Source organism: Amycolatopsis eburnea, assembly GCF_003937945.1.
GTDB classification, from domain to species: domain Bacteria; phylum Actinomycetota; class Actinomycetes; order Mycobacteriales; family Pseudonocardiaceae; genus Amycolatopsis; species Amycolatopsis eburnea.
Genome location: NZ_RSEC01000058.1, coordinates 394,247 through 410,306, shown reverse-complemented (window position 1 = coordinate 410,306; position 16,060 = coordinate 394,247). Strand labels below are relative to the sequence as shown.

The window sequence follows — 16,060 nt, the reverse complement described above, 5'->3', positions numbered from 1 at the left end:
CGGCATTGGTCAGTCGGTGACGCCGTCGGCCTCTGCGGCCTTCGCCACCGCCGCCGCGACCTCCGGGGCCACCCGCGGGTCGAGGGGGCTGGGGACGATGCGGTCCGGGCCCAGGTCGTCCGTCGCCACCGACACGATCGCCTCGGCGGCCGCCAGCTTCATGTTCTCCGTGATCGCCCGCGCGCCGGAGTCCAGCGCGCCGCGGAAGACGCCCGGGAACGCCAGCACGTTGTTGATCTGGTTCGGGAAGTCGCTGCGGCCGGTGGCCACGATCGACGCGTAGCGCGCCGCGACGTCCGGGTGGACCTCCGGGTCCGGGTTCGACAGCGCGAACACGATGCCGCCGCCCGCCATGCGGCCCAGCAGCGACTCGTCGATCGTCGCGCCGGACAGGCCCAGGAAGACGTCCGCGCCTTCGAGCGCCTCGGCCAGGCCACCGCGCAGGCCGGCCTTGTTCGTCGTCTCGGCCAGGCGCTGCTTGACCGGGTTCAGGCCGTCGCGGCCGTCGTGGATGATGCCGCGCGAGTCGAGGACCGTGACGTCGCCGATGCCGGCCTCCTGCAGGATCTTGGCGCAGGCGACGCCCGCCGCGCCGGCCCCGGAGACGACGACGCGCTGGTCGGCGATCGCGCGGTCGAGCACCAGGTTGGCGCCCCGCAGCGCGGCCAGCGTGACGATGGCCGTGCCGTGCTGGTCGTCGTGCATGACCGGGCAGTCCAGCGCCTCCTTGAGCTTGTCCTCCAGCTCGAAGCACCGCGGCGCGGAGACGTCCTCCAGGTTGACGGCCCCGAAGGACGGCCGCAGCCGCACCAGCGTCTCGACGATCTCGTCGACGTCGGTGGTGTCCAGGACCAGCGGGATCGAGTCGAGCCCGCCGAACGTCTTGAAGAGGACCGACTTGCCCTCCATGACCGGCAGCGACGCGCTCGCGCCGATGTCGCCGAGGCCGAGCACCGCCGTCCCGTCGCTGACCACGACGACGAGCCGGTCCGCCCACGTGTACCGCTTGGCCTTGGCCGCGTCTTCGGCGATCGCGCGGCTCACCTTCGCCACCCCGGGGGTGTAGGCGATCGAAAGGTCACGCGGGCTGGAGATGGGGCGCGTGGCCGCCACCGAGAGCTTGCCGCCCTCGTGCCCGGTGAAGATCTCTTCGTCGGTGACCGGCGCAACGGCGCCGGTGGGGTCGCTCATGGGGTTTCCTGTCGTCGTTTCCGTCATTCGTCCAGTGGGAATGACGGAACTCGCGGATCGAACGTGTGTCACTGGAATTTCTCCTGGGCCTGCGAGCGGGGGACCACGGCTGCAGGGGGACACCGTGGTGATTCCCGGCACGGCAGCCCAGCGCGGTAGCGCCGGCCTGTCGGCGAGGCGTCACGTCGGCCATCGGTGCCGTGGGTCTGGCGATGGCCGCGGACGCGGCGGTCCGGTCATTGTGACAGGTCCGGTCGTGCCGTGGACCCCTCGGTGCGGTTGATGTCACACCGAAGCCCAATTCCGGCAATTCCCAAGACGTCTGTCCGGTTTTCTTGGCACCCGATATGATGAACTCATGCAATTCCGCCGGCTGCGCGTCCCGGACGCCTTCGAGTTCTCCCCCCGGGCGTTCCCCGACGAGCGGGGCCTGTTCGTGGCGCCGTTCCAGGAGGAGAGCTTCCGCGCCGCCGTCGGCCACCCGCTGCGCCTCGGCCAGTCCAACCACAGCGTGTCCCGGCGCGGCACGATCCGCGGGATCCACTTCGCCGACACGCCACCCGGCCAGGGCAAGTACATCTACTGCCCACGCGGGTCGCTGCTCGACGTCGTCGTCGACCTCCGCGTCGGGTCGCCGACGTTCGGCGAGTGGGACGCGGTCCGGCTCGACTCGAGCGAGTACCGCGCGGTCTACGTCGCCGAGGGCCTCGGCCACGGCTTCGTCGCCCTCGAGGACGACACGGTGATGGCCTACCTCTGCTCCGAGCCGTACACGCCGACGGGCGAGCACGGGATCAGCCCGCTCGACCCGGCGCTGGACCTGCCGTGGCCGGCCGAGCTGGAACCCGTCCTCTCCCCCAAGGACCTCGCCGCGCCCACGCTGGCCGAAGCCCGCGAGAGCGGCCTGCTGCCGGTGTACGAGGACTGCGTCGCCTACTACGACAAGCTGCGCTCGATGAACTGAGGCCCGCCCGCCGGGCTCGGCCGCGAAGCCGCTTGCCCATTTAGTAAGCGCGCATATAGTCTGTCCGCATGGCACTTTACGAGTACGAGCACAGCGAGACCTCCACCGCGCCCGCCGCCGCGATCTGGCCGCTCTGGGCCGACACCGCGCGCTGGCCGGAGTGGGACGCCGGCGTCCGGTCGGTCGTCCTCGACGGCCCGTTCGCGGCCGGGACCAGCGGCACCATGACGATGGACGGGATGCCGCCGATCCCGTTCACGCTCACCGACGTCACCGAGGGCCGCGGCTTCACCGACGAGACCCGGCTGCCCGACGCGTTCCTGCGGTTCGAACACCTCCTGACCGACGTCGAAGGCGGCACGAAGATCACCTACCGCGTCACCATCGACGGTCCCGAGGGGTTCGGCCCGCAGGTCACCGAGGACACTCCCGACGCCATGCGCGCGCTGGCCAAGCTGGCTGAGGCTGATACATCCGGGGCTTCGCCCCAGGCCGGGGGCTCCGCCACCCGGAACCCCCGAAGGGCAGGATCACGGGTATGACGGCTCCCGAGTCCCGCCTGCCCGGCCCCGAGCGCAGCCCCGGCTTCCTGCTGTGGCGCGTGACGCTGGCCTGGCAGCGGGCGATGCGGGCCGCGCTGGCCCCGCACGACCTCACGCACGTCCAGTTCGTGCTGCTGACCACGACGTGGTGGCTCACCCGCTCGGGCGAGCCACCGTCCCAGCGGCAGCTCGCCGAGCAGGCGGGCACCGACACGATGATGACCAGCCAGGTCGTCCGCAAGCTCGCCGAACGCGGCCTGCTCGCCCGCGCCGACGACCCGGCCGACGCCCGCGCGAAGCGCCTGGAAATCACCCCGGCCGGCCTGGAGCTGGTCGCGAAGGCGCTGAAGGACGTCGAGGCCGCCGACGCGACCTTCTTCGAGGGCGTCGGCGACGGCTTCACCGAGTCGCTGGCCCGGCTCAGCCCCTAACGTCTTCGGCGAGGACGCGCTCGATGTTGCGCTCGGCCAGCGCCGTGATCGTCACGAACGGGTTGACGCCGGTGCTGCCGGGGATCAGCGAGCCGTCCGTGACGTACAGGTTCCGGTAGCCCTTCACCCGGCCGTAGCCGTCGGTCGCCTCGCCGAGCACCAGCCCGCCCAGCGGGTGGTAGGTGAAGCGGTTCTCGAACGTCCGCGTGTCGCCGAAGAGGTCGTAGCGGTAGATCGTCTTGTTCGCCCGGTTGACCTTGTCGAACAGCGCTTTCGCGGCGTCGATCGACGGCTGGCCCTGCGACGCCGTCCAGCGCAGCTTCGCCGAGTCGGTCGCCGCGTCGTACGTGAAGTGGCCGCGTTCGGGGTTCTTGGTGATGGCCAGGTACAGGCTGACCCACGTCTCGAGCCCGGCGGGCACCGGCGCGATCTCGGCGAAGGCCGGGTGCACCGGGTCGGCCCAGTTGTCGATGCCGAGCGCGGGCATGCCGGACTGCAGGCTGCCGGTGGTGTCCCAGACGTGGTTGGCGCGGCCGAGCATGACGTTGCCGTTGGTCCCCCAGCCCCGGCCGACCGCGTCGGTCAGCTCGGGCAGCCTGCCGGTCTCGCGGGCGCGCAGCAGCAGCTCGGTCGAGCCGAGGCTGCCCGCGCCGAGGAACAGGTGCTTGGTCGTCACGTGCTTGGTGGCGAGGACCGTCCCGCGGTCGTCGATTTCGCGCACGACCAGCGTGTACATCCCGTCCGGCTGGTGGCTGATCTCGCGGACCTCGTGCAGCGCCTGGATGGTGACGTTGCCGGTGCCGAGCGCGGCGGCGAGGTAGGACTTGTCGAGCGAGCGCTTCCCGTGGTTGTTGCCGTAGATGACCTCGGACGCGTCGGCCGAGCGCGGCACCGTGCCCGCCTCCTCGCGCCGCAGATAGTCCATGTCGTAGACGCTGGGCACGAACACCGTCTCGAACCCCGCCTTGCGGGCGGCCTTGCGCGAAACGCGGGCGTACTTGTAGGAGCGGCAGGTCTCGAACCATTCCGGGTCGACGACGTTGACGCCCAGCTGGGCGCGGGCCCGCGGGAAGTACTTGGCGTACATCTCGTCGGCGTCGACCCCGGGCAGGATCTCCTCGAAGTAGGCGCGCTTCGGCGTCACCGCCATCGCGCCGTTGACCAGCGAGCCGCCCCCGACGCCGCGGCCGAGGTACACCGCCATGTCGCCGAAGTTCACCCGGTCGAGCACGCCGGCGTAGCGCCCGATGTCGCGGTTGGCGAGGTCGAGCCAGAGGAAGGACGCGAGCGGCGCCTCGGTGCGGTCCTTGAACCACATCGAGCGCTCGTCCGGGGTGAGCATCGGGCAGAACACCTTGCCGTCGGCGCCCGGCGTGGTCCACAGCCTGCCCATCTCGAGCATCAGCGTCGGGACGCCGGCCTCGCCGAGGCGCAGCGCCGTCACGGCGGCGCCGTAGCCGGTGCCGATCACCACCGCCGGGACGTGCTCGGGCAGCGTCGTCGCGGCGGCGGGCCGGGTCGACACCGTCGTGAGCCCCAGTGCGGCGGCGGAGTTCAGTGCGGCGAGGCCGAGGAAGCGGCGGCGGGAGAAGGCAGACATGCGCCCGATCATGACCCAATTGAGTGAACAGTGTTAACTATTTGGAACACGTTTCACCCAGTCGAGGGAAATCCTCGGGTCTCCCCTGGGGGCGATCCCGGATGTCGCGGCCACGCGGGGCGAGCAAGCTCACCGGCATGAAACTTCTCGCACTGGGGGCGGCCGCGGCCGCTGTCGCCGCACTGGGGGTCGTGCCGGGGACGGCGTCCGCCGACGAGCTGCCGACGTTCGACTTCTCGGACTGCCCGGCACCGCCCGCGAACGCCGACCCGGGCACGTGGCGCTGCGAAGCCTTTGTCTCGCAAGGGAAACTGACGATCCACGGCACCGAGCTGCCACTCGGGGAAATGCGCCTGACGTTCAGCGAAGGCCGCGTGAACGGCGAGTACGCGCAGGTGTTCGGCGCGCTGCGGCACGAGCCGGTGCGCGTCCCCGGCCTCGCGGGCACGACGCTCCAGCTGCACTACGGCGGCTATTCGGACTTCCAGAGCAACGACGAGCGGCGCGGCGAGCTGGACGTCTACGCCACGCTGCGGCACCCGTTGCTGGGCAAGGACTGCCGGATCGGGGTCATCCACACCGTCGTCCACGACGACCCGGCCGTGCCGCCGACGGTGCTCTCGACGAACCCGACGACCGTGCACTTCGGCGTCGTGGACCGGGATCTGGCCGTGCCCGCGACCACCGGCTGCGGGCCGCTGGGCCGGCTCGTCGACCGGCGGCTCGGCCTGCCGTCGCCGTCTGGCGAGAACACGTTCCACCAGACGACGTACGTGCGGTACAAGCCGCTCTAACGCTTCTTCGGCGTCACCCAGATGGTGATCGTCCCGGTGACCACGGCCTTGCCGTTCGCGTCCGAAATGGTCACCGGGACGGGCAGCTCGAAGCCCTCGTCCCCGAAGTCCGGCAGCTCGGGCAGCGACGCCACCGCACGCAGGCCCGTTTCGGCCTTGGCGACGTACTGGACGTTCATGCCCTTCGGCAGCCAGCGGTGCGTGGCCGGGACGGTCGCCTCGGCGAGCATGCCCATCGCGATCTCGGCGAGGTTGCAGGCGGCGATGGCGTGGAACGTGCGGATGTGGTTGTAAACACCCCACCACTTCGGCGCGGTCACCTCGCAGTGGCCGGGCCGCAGCTCGCGCACCGAGGGCAGCACCGTGCGGAAGTACGGCACGCGCACGCACATCGCGGCGCTGAACAGCTGCTTCCCGCCCGGCTTCGCGGCCAGCTTGTGCCACAGCGCGAACGACGGCGTCTCGGACATGCGGTTCTCCTCGAACTAAGCTACTGGTCAGTAGCTAAGCAGACGACCTGCTCGCGCGCAAACGGCCGGGTATGTTCGGCCGCGTGGCGAACCGTCTCTTCCTCCTCCGGCACGGGCAGACCGAATGGTCGGTGAACGGGCGGCACACCGGCCGCACCGACATCCCGCTGACCCCGGCAGGCGAAAGCCAGGCACTGGCCGCCGGCGGCACGCTGCGCAGCCTGGTCGGCGGCCCGTCGCTGGTGCTCTCGAGCCCGCGCGCCCGCGCGCTGCGGACCGCCGCGCTGGCCGGGCTGCGCGTCGACGAAGTCACCGAAGACCTGGCCGAGTGGGACTACGGCGACTACGAAGGCGTCACCACGCCGCAGATCCGCGAGACGGTGCCGGGCTGGACGGTCTGGACGCACCCGATCCCCGGCGGCGAGAGCGCCGACGAGGTGTCCGCGCGTGCGGACCGCGTCCTGGCACGAGCCCGCCGCGACAGCGAAGCCGGCGACGTCATCCTGGTCGGGCACGGCCACTTCAGCCGCGTGCTGGTGGCCCGCTGGCTCGCCCTCCCCGCGACCGCGGGCGTCCACTTCGGACTCGACGCGGCCGGCATCGCGGTGCTCGGCGACGAGCGCGGCGAGCCGCAGATCGAACACCTCAACCTGCTGCCCGCCCTGGAGGACTGACGTGCCCGACGACCGCATCCGCCGGATCAGACCCGACGACGTCGAGGCCGCCGTCGCCCTCGCGTACGCGCTGGCGGAGTACGAGCGCGCGCCCGACGAGTGCCACCTGACTTCCGAGCAGTTGCATTCCGCGTTGTTCGGCGAGGCGCCGAAGCTGTTCGGGCACGTGGCCGAAGTGGACGGCGAGATCGTCGGCTTCGCCGTGTGGTTCCTCAACTTCTCCACCTGGCGCGGGGTGCACGGGATCTACCTGGAGGACCTGTTCGTCCTCCCCGCGCACCGCGGCTCCGGCCTGGGCAAGGCCCTGCTGGCGGCGCTGGCGGCCGAGTGCGTCGCGAACGGCTACGCGCGGCTCGAGTGGTCGGTGCTGGACTGGAACCCGGCCACGGAGTTCTACAAGGCGCTCGGCGCGGTCCCGATGGACGAGTGGACCGTCAACCGCCTCACCGACGCGCCCCTGCAGGCACTGGCGGCGCAGGCTTAGTCCTCTTCGCGGCCTTCACGCTCGGCGCGGCGACCGGCCAGGCCGCCGCGCTCGGCGGCTTCCGTCTCCGTCTCGCCCTCGCGCAGGCCCAGTGCCCACTCGCGGGCCGGGCGGCGGAACAGCAGCGCCAGCGCGGCGATGCCGAACAGCGCGACCGGCACGCCCCACGCCGGCTCGCCGGACGGGCCGAGCAGGTACCAGCCGAGCCCGATCACGATCAGCGCGATCACCACGCCGGGCGAGCGCGCCCACGTCTGGCCGAGGACCAGCCCGCCGGACGCGGCCAGGAACGCCAGCGCCACCACGATGAACGTGCCCGACTCGACGAAGACGTTGTTGCCCGGCCGCGTCGGCGAGCCCAGGCCGTTCACCAGCACGACCACCCCGAACACCAGCAGGGCGAGCGACGGCACCGCGGTGACGACGCCGGCCAGCCGGACCTCACGGGGAGCGGGCGAGAGCTTCACAGGGCGCCTTCCGGAAGATCTTTTCGCGGGAGCACAGTGGACCAGACCAGGGCGGGTCACGGTGCGTGAGCTGATTCGATCGTATGCCACCCGGTCGGCCGTTTTCGCGGGACCGCCCGGGCGCTGAGAATTCAAGGGTCGTCGATGAGCGGGCGGTCGGCCCGGGTGCACTTGTCACGACGAGCGGACGCCGCACGTGAAGGAGGGCCGCCCGCCACAGGGACGAGAAGGTGCTGTTCGCCGGGGTTGCGCCGGTCACCATGCGGGTCCGGAAGGTTCTCGGGCCGCCGGAAGTCACCTACCCTGCGGTAGTGCGCGCAATCCTCGTCGTGAACCCCCAGGCCACCTCGACCACCGCCGGTGGCCGGGACGTGCTGGCGCACGCGCTCGCCAGCCAGGTCAAGCTCGACGTGGTCGAGACGGACTACCGCGGCCACGCGATGGCCGTCGCGCGCTCGGCCGCGCGGGACGGCATCGACCTGGTCGTGGCGCACGGCGGCGACGGCACGGTCAACGAGGTCGTCAACGGCCTCCTGGCGGACGCGGACGGCGATCCCACGCAGATCGGCCCGGTGCCGGCGCTGGGCGTCGTGCCCGGCGGCTCGGCCAACGTGTTCGCGCGCGCCCTCGGCATCTCCTCGGACCCCGTCGAAGCCACCCACCAGCTGCTGTACGCGCTGGAGCACGACGGCTCGCGCCGGGTCGGCCTCGGCCTGGCCGACGGGCACTGGTTCACCTTCAACGCCGGCCTCGGCTGGGACGCCGACGTCGTCGGCCGCGTGGCGAAGCGCCGCGGCAAGCAGACGACCGCCGGCCTCTACCTGCGGGCCGCCGTCCGGTCCTACTTCCGGCCCCCGCTGGGCCGGCCGGTCCTCACGATCCGCGTTCCCGGTCACGAACCCGCCGAAGCGCTGACCGCTTTCGTGTCGAACACCGATCCGTGGAGCTACCTGGGCGAGCGTCCGGTCCACCTCAACCCGGGCTGCTCGTTCGAGACGGGATTGGGCTTGTTCGCGTTGAACGGTCTGGGGTTGCCCACGGTGTTCAAGCATGTACGGCGTGCTTTGGCTACGAAGAGCAACCAGAAAGGCCGACGTCTCGTGCGTCACGATGACCTGCCGATGATCCGCATCGACGCAGCTGAACCGGTAAACTTCCAGGTGGACGGCGACCTCGTCGGCCAGCGGAATCGCGTGGAGTTTTTCAGCGTCCCGGATGCACTCACCGTAATCGTGTGACTTCGAGACCGCTGATCGCCTGCGGCAAAGTGCAATCTGCCGTTCGTCGACGCAGAAGCTCCACTCAGCGCATCAGCCTTCCCCCAGGCGGGCTGTTTCGGAGAGAAACCGCAGGTCAGAAGCGTAGCTCGGCCGGGTGAGCTGACTCACCGATCTTCCGCAAACCCTTGTCGAAAGCGGTGCTTCGTGAAAGCATTCACAAGCACCCAAGAACACGACCGCCATTGACGACTGTGGCGCGGCCCTCCCGCGTCATGTGAAGGAGCTCACGAACATGGACTGGCGCCACGACGCGGCCTGCCGAGACGAGGACCCCGAGCTGTTCTTCCCGGTGGGAACCAGCGGGCCCGCTCTGTCGCAGGTTGCTCAGGCGAAGGCCGTGTGCCACCGCTGCACCGTCGCTTCCGACTGCCTGGCCTGGGCTCTGGCCAGCGGTCAGGACGCCGGCGTGTGGGGCGGCATGAGCGAGGACGAGCGACGCGCGCTCAAGCGCCGCCGTACGCACATCGGCACGCGTACCAACGCCTGATTTCCCCAAGTTCCACGGATCCACCCGAGCCGAGCAGGAATTTCACCCGGCGGGCATTTCTCGTGCCCACGCCGTCTGGGGCGATACCTACCCGGCTCAAGCTTAACAACCGAGGCGAAACCACCTGGCGACGGGTGTGCTGAAACCTCACCGGGACTTCAAGTCCTCCCGCAAAACGTTGAACGGCCCGGCACCTGTGCACCTGGTGCCGGGCCTTCAACGTGTCCGGGTCCGAACGCGACTGTCTAAAGCCGACGCGAGAGCGGGATGCGCAGCGCCGCTTCGGTTCCCGTCACCCGGGTCGACGACGCCTCCACGCGCACCTTCCGCAGCGAAAGCGATCCGCGCAGCTCGGATTCCACCAGCGTCCGCACGATCTGCAGGCCGAGGCCGTCCGAGCGCTCCAGCGAGAACCCCGAGGGCAACCCTCGGCCGTTGTCGCGGATCACGACGTCCAGCCAGCGCGCCGAGCGCTCCACGATCAGCTCGACCTTGCCGGAGCGGCCCGCCGGGAAGGCGTGCTCGACGGCGTTCTGCACCAGTTCGGCCAGCACCATCACCAGCGGCGTCGCGATCTCCGCGACGACCACGCCGAACGAGCCCGTGCGCTTCAGCCCGACCTGCGACTCCGCCGTGGCGACCTCGCCGACCATCGGCAGCACGTTGTCGAGCAGCTTGTCGAGGTCGACGCGCTCGTCCACCGAAATCGACAGCGCCTCGTGCACCAGCGCGATCGACGTCACCCGGCGCACCGACTCGGCCAGCGCGAGCCGCGCCTCCTCCGACGACGTCCGGCGGGACTGCAGGCGCAGCAGCGCGGCTACCGTCTGCAGGTTGTTCTTCACCCGGTGGTGGATCTCACGGATCGTCGCGTCCTTCGAAAGAAGCGCGCGGTCGCGCCGCTTCACCTCGGTGACGTCGCGGACCAGCACCAGCGCGCCCGCCGCCTGCCCGGCCGGGCGCAGCGGCAGCGCGCGGAACAGCACCACGGCGCCGCGCCGCGAATCGGCCTCCGTGCGGCTCGACGGCTTCCCGTCGAGCGCCTCGATGATCCGGTGGGACACCTCGGTCGCGTCGAACGGGTCGCGGATCAGCGAGCGCGTCAGCGGCGCCAGGCGGGTGCCCACCAGGTCGGACTCGTGCCCCATCCGGTGGTAGGCGGACAGGCCGTTCGGGCTGGCGAAGACGACCGTGCCGCTCGAGTCGAGCCGGATCAGCCCGTCCCCGACCCGCGGCGAGGTGTGCGTGTCGGTGGCGTTGCTGCCGCTCGGCGGGAACGTGCCGTCGACGATCATCTGGCACAGGTCGCCGGCGCTGCCGAGGTAGGCGATCTCCAGCGGCGACGGCACGCGCGGCGCGGCCAGGTTCGTCTCGCGGCTCATCACGGCGACGACGTCGTCGTGGAAGCGCACCGGGATCGCCTCGCGCCGCATCGGCAGGTCGCGGTACCAGTGCGGGTCTTCCTCGCGGCAGATCCGCACCTCGCGCATGGCCTTCGCCAGCTGCGGGTGCTCCTCCACCGTGAACCGGGTGCCGACGACGTCCTCGGGGTGCGCGGTGGGCGCCGTCGTCGGCCGCGCGTGCGCGACGCAGACGAAGTCGCCGCCGTCCGGCTGCAGCTCCTCGGTCACCGGGACCCAGAGCAGGAAGTCGGCGAAGGACAGGTCTGCCAGCAGCTGCCACTCGGCGACGACGGTCTGGAGGTGGTCCGCCGCCTCCCCGGGGAGGCCGGTGTTCTCGGCGAGCAGTTCGGCGAGCGTCGACACGGCTACTCGACCGTCCCGAGCACGTCACCCTGCTGGACGCGGTCGCCCTTCGCCACGGCGAGGCTGGTCAGCGTGCCTGCCTTCTCGCTCACGGCGGGCAGCTCCATCTTCATCGACTCCAGGATCAGCACGGTGTCGCCGGCGTTCAGCGCGGCCCCGGGCGCCGCGACGACCTCGAGCACGGTGCCGACCATCTCCGCCCGGATCTCGGCCATCGCCACCCCTCCTCGTGCTCGCCCGACCACCCCATCCAACCAGAACGGGACGTCATGACACACTTGAGAGGTTGACCAGCTTCGCCGACGAGGAGTGAACATGTCGAAGCGCGCCCGCAAGCGTCGCGACCGGAAGAAGAACGGCGCGAACCACGGCAAGAAGCCCAACGCCTGAGCGTTCGGCATGCCGAAGGCCCCCACACCGAGGTGCGGGGGCCTTCGTCGTGCTCGGGCGCGTTATTCGGAGCGCTGCTCGAGGGTGATCTCGGTGCGTTCGACCGTCACCCCGCCGCGGGAGGCGACGGTCTGGCGGATCGACGCGCGCAGCCGGCTCTTCAGCTCGGCGGGGGCGTGGTCGCCACCGCACTTGCGGGCCAGGAGCTGCTTGATGTGCTCGTCGATGCCGTACTCCTCGAGGCACGGCGGGCAGTCGTCGATGTGGGCGCGCAGCGCGGCGTCCCGCTCGGGGCTGCACTCGCGGTCGAGCAGCAGGTAGATGTCGGCGAGCGCTTCTTCGCACCGGACCTTGTCGGACGCGCCTTCGCACATGTCGCTCATCGCCCGGCCACCTCCTCCTTGGCACCCCGGATGAAGCCGCGTTCCCTCGCGACGTCGGCGAGCAGGTCGCGCAGCTGGGCGCGGCCGCGGTGGAGGCGGGACATCACGGTGCCGATGGGGGTGTCCATGATCTCGGCGATCTCCTTGTACGCGAAGCCCTCGACGTCGGCCAGGTAGACGGCCAGCCGGAACTCCTCGGGCAGCTTCTGCAGCGCGGCCTTGACGTCGGTGTCGGGCAGGTTGTCCATCGCCTCGACCTCGGCCGAACGCAGCCCGCTGGAGGTGTGGCTCTCCGCCTTGGCGATCTGCCAGTCGGTGATCTCCTCGGTGGGCTGCTGCACGGGCTGCCGCTGCCGCTTGCGGTAGCCGTTGATGTAGGTGTTGGTCAGGATGCGGTACATCCAGGCCTTGAGGTTCGTACCGGCCTTGAAGGACGCGAAGGCGGCGTACGCCTTCAGGTAGGTCTCCTGGACCAGGTCTTCGGCGTCAGCGGGGTTGCGGGTCATCCGCATCGCGGCCGAGTACAGCTGGTCGAGCAGCGGCATGGCGTCCCGCTCGAAGCGCTCGGCGCGCTCGGCCTCGGTCGCTTCCTCCGGCGCTGAGTTCTGCGTGCTCGGCAAACCGTTCCCTTCCCGCTCGGCGTCGATGCGCGTGCGCGCATACGGCAGACCCGAGTTTACGCGGGGGCCGGGCACGCCGCGGTTCGCCGGTGCATCGGGACGACGACGGCTGCGAGAGCGTGTGGTGGCGAGCGTTGGTGTCACGTCCCCTACAACCGATCGGGGCAGGCGGGCATTCCCTAGACTTCCGGCCCATGGCTGGCAAGGGCACCCCGGCGACGGCGTTGTTGGGCAAGCAGAAGGTGGCGCACACGCTGCACGCGTACGACCACGACCCCCGCGCGGAGTCGTACGGACTGGAGGCGGTCGAGGCGCTGGGCCTGGACCGGGCGCGGGTGTTCAAGACCCTGGTCGCCGAAGTCGACGGCCGGCTCGTGGTGGGCGTGGTCCCGGTCACGGGCCAGCTGGACCTGAAGAAACTGGCCGCGGCGGCGGGCGGCAAGAAGGCGAAGATGGCCGACCCGGCGGCGGCCCAGCGGGCGACGGGGTACGTGCTGGGCGGGATCTCGCCGTTGGGCCACCGGAGCCGGTTACCGGTGGTGATCGACGCGTCGGCTTCGGCGTTCGAGACGGTGTTCTGTTCGGCGGGACGCCGGGGGCTTGAGGTGGAGCTGGCGCCGGGTGAGCTGATCCGGCTGACGGGTGCGGTGGTGGCGTCGATCGCGGCCTGACCAGCGTGTTGACCGGTCGCCAGCGGCCCAAGGCGGCCTTGAGGTTTTCTCAGTAGCGGCTGCGCTCGCCTCTTGAATCCGGCGCCGGGACCCGGCAAAACTCGCGCCGGCGAGCGGGTGACCTGCGGCAGAGTCGCTGGGCCGTATGTTTGTCCGGCGTCGCGGCGATGTCGTGAAAGGGTCGTTCATGTCGTCTGGCGAGGTGAACGACCCTTTCATGACATCGCGGACCGCCGGACCGGCCCGACCTCGCCGAGATGCCGCCGATGGGGGCGACCAGCGTCAGGCCAGCGGGCGCAGCACCCGCGACAGCCACTCCGTCGCCGCCCGCGAGACGCCCTCCAGGTCCTTCGACAGGCTGTGGTCGCCCTCGACCACCACGATCTCGTGGTGCGGCCCCGCCGCGGGCCGCCCGAACGGGTCGTTCTCCCCCTGCACCACCAGCACCGGCACCTCGACCGCGTCCAGCTCCGGCTGGCGCGTCTTCTCCGGCTTGCCCGGCGGGTGCTCCGGGAACGCCAGGCACAGCACCGCCACCGCCTGGCCCTGCGCCGCCGTCCGGCAGGCGACCCGGGCGCCCGACGAGCGGCCGCCGAACACGAACGGGAGGTCGTCGAAGCGCGCCGACAGGTCGTCCGCGATCGTCAGCCACGCCGTGTCCAGCTGGTTCGCCGGGGCCGGGGCGCGGCGGCCCGCCACCCGGTACGGCTGCTCGACCAGCGCCACGTGCACGCCGGCCGCCTGGGCCGCGCGCGTGACCGCCACCAGGTCCTTCGCGCCGAGGCCGCCGCCCGCGCCGTGGCCGAGCATCAGCACCGCCGCGCCCTCCTCGGCGCAGTGCAGGTAGGCCCGCGCCGGGCCGTAGGCGGTGTCGATCTCGAGGGCCGTCATGAGAAGAGGGTGCCCTCGTGCGCCGGCTCGACGCGCTCCAGCAGCTCGGGCCCGTTGTTGCGGACGTTGTTGACCAGCGTCGAAACCGGCCGCAGCTCCAGCGACGCGACGATGTCGTCCGGCGTCGGCACCAGCAGGTCCGTGACGTCCTCGCGGTCCGGATCGAGCCAGCCGTCCCAGTGCGACTTCGGCACGATCAGCGGCATCCGGTGGTGGACGTCGGTCAGCTGGCCGGCAGCGTCGGTCGTGATGATCGAGAACGTGATCAGCGGCGGCGCGTCCTTGTCGTCCTTCGGGTGCCAGCTCTCCCAGATCCCGCCGAACGCGATCGACGAGTCGTCCGGCGCCGTCATGTAGAACGGCTCCTTCTCCTTGCCGGTCCGGCGCCACTCGAACCAGCCATCGGCCGGCACCAGGCAGCGGCGGGACACCAGCGCGCGGCGGAAAGCGGGCTTCTCGGCGGCCGTCTCGGCGCGGGTGTTGATCATCCGCGAGCCGACCGACGGGTCCTTGGCCCAGAACGGCACCAGGCCCCACTTCATGATCCGCAGCGAACGCTCGGCCGGCTCGTCCTCGAGGACGTGGCCGTCCGCGTCACGCGGGTGCCGCTGCACGACCGTGACGACGTTCTTCGTCGGCGCGACGTTGTGGTCGGCGCGCGCGTGCCCCTCGGTGAGGTCGATCGCCTCGAACTCCTCGATCAGCTTCGCCGGGTCCTTCGTGGCGGCGTAACGGCCGCACATGCGCCAACCTCCTCGTGCCGGAAACGTCCGGGGACGCCATCGTTACACGCAGGCCAGGGCCGTGGCGAGCGGCGTGGGATCATTCGAGTGGCACCGGAGCACGAGAGGACGGCGGGTTTGGCGCGCAACGACTGGAGCAGGCTGGACGAGTCCGACGTCCGCGTGCGTCCGGGCAAGGGCACCCGGCCCCGCAGCAAGCGCCGTCCCGAGCACGCCGACGCCGTCACCGCCATGGTCATCGGCAAGGACCGCGGGCGCTGGACCTGCGCGATCGACGCCGATCCCGAACGGGTGGTCACCGCGATGCGGGCCCGGGAGCTGGGCCGGACGCCGGTGGTCGTCGGCGACCGGGTGGGCATCGTCGGCGACGTCTCCGGCAAGCCGGACACGCTCGCGCGCATCGTCCGCGTCGACGAGCGCACCAGCTCCCTGCTGCGCACGGCCGACGACACCGACCCGTACGAGCGGCTGGTCGTCGCCAACGCCGAGCGCCTGCTGATCGTCACCGCGCTGGCCGACCCGCCGCCGCGCACCGGCTTCATCGACCGCTGCCTGGTCGCCTGCTACGCGGGCGGCGTCGAGCCCGTGCTCTGCCTGACGAAGGCCGACCTGGCCAGCCCGGACGAGCTCCTGGCCGGGTACGCGGGCCTCGACGTCCCGGTGATCGTCAGCCGGTTCGACGAACAGCCCGAAGGCCTCGACGAGCTGCTGAAAGACCGCGTGACGGCGCTCGTCGGGCACTCCGGTGTCGGCAAGTCGACATTGGTGAACCGGCTGGTGCCGGCCGCCGAACTGGCCGTCGGCGTGGTCAGCGCGGTCGGCAAGGGCCGGCACACGTCCGTCGCGGCGGTGGCGCTGCCGCTCCCGGACGGCGGCTGGGTGATCGACACTCCCGGCGTGCGGTCGTTCGGGCTGGCCCACGTCACCGCGGACGACATCGTCGACGCCTTCGAGGAGTTCGCTGCGGCCGCCGAGGAGTGCCCGTCGGGCTGCGGCCACCTCGGCCCGCCCGAGGACCCGGACTGCGCGCTCGACGACGTCGTCGCCGACGGCACGGCGAGCCCCGAGCGGCTCACGTCACTGCGGCGCCTGCTGGCCTCGCGCGGCGGGCACGACGTGACCCGCCCCACGGAGTCCTGAGGCAACGGGAACCGATCGCGGATCGTCACCGTCACAGAGGTAATGATTCGCCCGTTCGGGCGATATGCCCAG

Annotated in this window: 21 protein-coding genes; 11 read left to right on the top strand and 10 right to left on the bottom strand. The window is 71.1% G+C overall.

The annotated features are described in order from the left end of the window. Nucleotides 1–9: 9 nt before the first annotated feature. Nucleotides 10–1,191 (bottom strand): NAD(P)-dependent malic enzyme, encoded by a 1,182-nt coding sequence (locus EIY87_RS27345; protein WP_125312730.1) that lies wholly within the window; start codon nt 1,189–1,191, stop codon nt 10–12. A gap of 358 nt (nt 1,192–1,549) precedes the next feature. On the opposite strand from EIY87_RS27345, the gene rfbC reads away from it, so the two are divergent. From rfbC to EIY87_RS27330, 3 genes are all read left to right on the top strand, one after another. Beyond that, nucleotides 1,550–2,155 carry a dTDP-4-dehydrorhamnose 3,5-epimerase gene (rfbC, locus tag EIY87_RS27340; RefSeq protein ID WP_125312729.1) on the top strand — a complete coding sequence of 202 codons (606 nt, stop codon included), beginning with the start codon at nt 1,550–1,552 and terminating at the stop codon, nt 2,153–2,155. Nucleotides 2,156–2,223: 68 nt separating this feature from the next. Then, nucleotides 2,224–2,697, top strand: coding sequence for an SRPBCC family protein (locus EIY87_RS27335; protein WP_225440062.1), 474 nt, complete (start codon nt 2,224–2,226; stop codon nt 2,695–2,697). After that, the gene (locus EIY87_RS27330; protein WP_125312728.1) at nt 2,694–3,128 is read left to right on the top strand and encodes a MarR family winged helix-turn-helix transcriptional regulator; all 435 of its coding nucleotides are present in this window, start codon (nt 2,694–2,696) and stop codon (nt 3,126–3,128) included. The genes EIY87_RS27335 and EIY87_RS27330 overlap by 4 nt, the downstream gene beginning before the upstream one ends. On the opposite strand, the gene EIY87_RS27325 is transcribed toward EIY87_RS27330, so the two are convergent. Beyond that, on the bottom strand, nt 3,118–4,728 hold the full coding sequence (locus EIY87_RS27325) for a GMC oxidoreductase (protein WP_125312727.1): 1,611 nt from the start codon (nt 4,726–4,728) through the stop codon (nt 3,118–3,120). The two genes, EIY87_RS27330 and EIY87_RS27325, sit on opposite strands and share 11 nt — an antisense overlap. 137 nt (nt 4,729–4,865) lie before the next feature. On the opposite strand from EIY87_RS27325, the gene EIY87_RS27320 reads away from it, so the two are divergent. Next, nucleotides 4,866–5,522: a hypothetical protein gene (locus EIY87_RS27320; protein WP_125312726.1), complete on the top strand. Its 657-nt coding sequence runs from the start codon at nt 4,866–4,868 to the stop codon at nt 5,520–5,522. On the opposite strand, the gene EIY87_RS27315 is transcribed toward EIY87_RS27320, so the two are convergent. Beyond that, a complete protein-coding gene (locus EIY87_RS27315) occupies nt 5,519–5,992 on the bottom strand; it encodes a hotdog fold domain-containing protein (protein ID WP_125312725.1) in 474 nt (157 codons plus the stop codon). The genes EIY87_RS27320 and EIY87_RS27315 overlap by 4 nt on opposite strands. A gap of 83 nt (nt 5,993–6,075) precedes the next feature. Here EIY87_RS27315 and EIY87_RS27310 point away from each other — a divergent pair, with 83 nt between their 5' ends. Together EIY87_RS27310 and EIY87_RS27305 are read left to right on the top strand one after the other, a co-directional pair. After that, nucleotides 6,076–6,666, top strand: coding sequence for an acid phosphatase (locus EIY87_RS27310; protein WP_125312724.1), 591 nt, complete (start codon nt 6,076–6,078; stop codon nt 6,664–6,666). Between the two features lies 1 nt (nt 6,667). Continuing rightward, nucleotides 6,668–7,150 (top strand): GNAT family N-acetyltransferase, encoded by a 483-nt coding sequence (locus EIY87_RS27305; RefSeq protein WP_125312723.1) that lies wholly within the window; start codon nt 6,668–6,670, stop codon nt 7,148–7,150. On the opposite strand, the gene EIY87_RS27300 is transcribed toward EIY87_RS27305, so the two are convergent. Beyond that, nucleotides 7,147–7,617: a hypothetical protein gene (locus tag EIY87_RS27300; protein ID WP_125312722.1), complete on the bottom strand. Its 471-nt coding sequence runs from the start codon at nt 7,615–7,617 to the stop codon at nt 7,147–7,149. The genes EIY87_RS27305 and EIY87_RS27300 overlap by 4 nt on opposite strands. Before the next feature lie 311 nt (nt 7,618–7,928). Between EIY87_RS27300 and EIY87_RS27295 the strand changes: the two genes are divergently transcribed. After that, nucleotides 7,929–8,855 (top strand): diacylglycerol/lipid kinase family protein, encoded by a 927-nt coding sequence (locus EIY87_RS27295; RefSeq protein ID WP_125313551.1) that lies wholly within the window; start codon nt 7,929–7,931, stop codon nt 8,853–8,855. A 274-nt stretch (nt 8,856–9,129) separates the two neighbouring features. Next, on the top strand, nt 9,130–9,384 hold the full coding sequence (locus EIY87_RS27290) for a WhiB family transcriptional regulator (protein WP_072481920.1): 255 nt from the start codon (nt 9,130–9,132) through the stop codon (nt 9,382–9,384). 245 nt (nt 9,385–9,629) lie between these two features. Here EIY87_RS27290 and EIY87_RS27285 read toward each other — a convergent pair whose 3' ends face one another. Together EIY87_RS27285 and EIY87_RS27280 are read right to left on the bottom strand one after the other, a co-directional pair. Next, on the bottom strand, nt 9,630–11,150 hold the full coding sequence (locus tag EIY87_RS27285) for a sensor histidine kinase (protein ID WP_125312721.1): 1,521 nt from the start codon (nt 11,148–11,150) through the stop codon (nt 9,630–9,632). A 2-nt stretch (nt 11,151–11,152) separates the two neighbouring features. Then, a complete protein-coding gene (locus tag EIY87_RS27280) occupies nt 11,153–11,365 on the bottom strand; it encodes a biotin/lipoyl-binding carrier protein (protein WP_125312720.1) in 213 nt (70 codons plus the stop codon). A gap of 100 nt (nt 11,366–11,465) precedes the next feature. Here EIY87_RS27280 and EIY87_RS49285 point away from each other — a divergent pair, with 100 nt between their 5' ends. Next, nucleotides 11,466–11,540: a 50S ribosomal protein bL37 gene (locus EIY87_RS49285; RefSeq protein WP_098515123.1), complete on the top strand. Its 75-nt coding sequence runs from the start codon at nt 11,466–11,468 to the stop codon at nt 11,538–11,540. A gap of 62 nt (nt 11,541–11,602) precedes the next feature. Here the strand turns inward: EIY87_RS49285 and rsrA are convergent, their stop codons facing one another. Both rsrA and EIY87_RS27270 read right to left on the bottom strand, forming a co-directional pair. After that, the gene (gene rsrA, locus EIY87_RS27275) at nt 11,603–11,923 is read right to left on the bottom strand and encodes a mycothiol system anti-sigma-R factor (RefSeq protein WP_125312719.1); all 321 of its coding nucleotides are present in this window, start codon (nt 11,921–11,923) and stop codon (nt 11,603–11,605) included. Further along, nucleotides 11,920–12,543 carry a sigma-70 family RNA polymerase sigma factor gene (locus EIY87_RS27270; RefSeq protein ID WP_125312718.1) on the bottom strand — a complete coding sequence of 208 codons (624 nt, stop codon included), beginning with the start codon at nt 12,541–12,543 and terminating at the stop codon, nt 11,920–11,922. Before EIY87_RS27270 ends, rsrA begins: the two co-directional genes overlap by 4 nt. Before the next feature lie 194 nt (nt 12,544–12,737). Here EIY87_RS27270 and ybaK point away from each other — a divergent pair, with 194 nt between their 5' ends. After that, a complete protein-coding gene (gene ybaK / locus EIY87_RS27265; protein WP_125312717.1) occupies nt 12,738–13,214 on the top strand; it encodes a Cys-tRNA(Pro) deacylase in 477 nt (158 codons plus the stop codon). A gap of 282 nt (nt 13,215–13,496) precedes the next feature. On the opposite strand, the gene EIY87_RS27260 is transcribed toward ybaK, so the two are convergent. Together EIY87_RS27260 and EIY87_RS27255 are read right to left on the bottom strand one after the other, a co-directional pair. After that, on the bottom strand, nt 13,497–14,105 hold the full coding sequence (locus tag EIY87_RS27260; protein ID WP_125312716.1) for an alpha/beta hydrolase family protein: 609 nt from the start codon (nt 14,103–14,105) through the stop codon (nt 13,497–13,499). Continuing rightward, on the bottom strand, nt 14,102–14,848 hold the full coding sequence (locus tag EIY87_RS27255; protein WP_125312715.1) for an SOS response-associated peptidase: 747 nt from the start codon (nt 14,846–14,848) through the stop codon (nt 14,102–14,104). Before EIY87_RS27255 ends, EIY87_RS27260 begins: the two co-directional genes overlap by 4 nt. 117 nt (nt 14,849–14,965) lie before the next feature. Between EIY87_RS27255 and rsgA the strand changes: the two genes are divergently transcribed. Continuing rightward, a complete protein-coding gene (gene rsgA / locus EIY87_RS27250) occupies nt 14,966–15,988 on the top strand; it encodes a ribosome small subunit-dependent GTPase A (RefSeq protein WP_125312714.1) in 1,023 nt (340 codons plus the stop codon). The last annotated feature ends 72 nt before the right edge of the window (nt 15,989–16,060 follow it).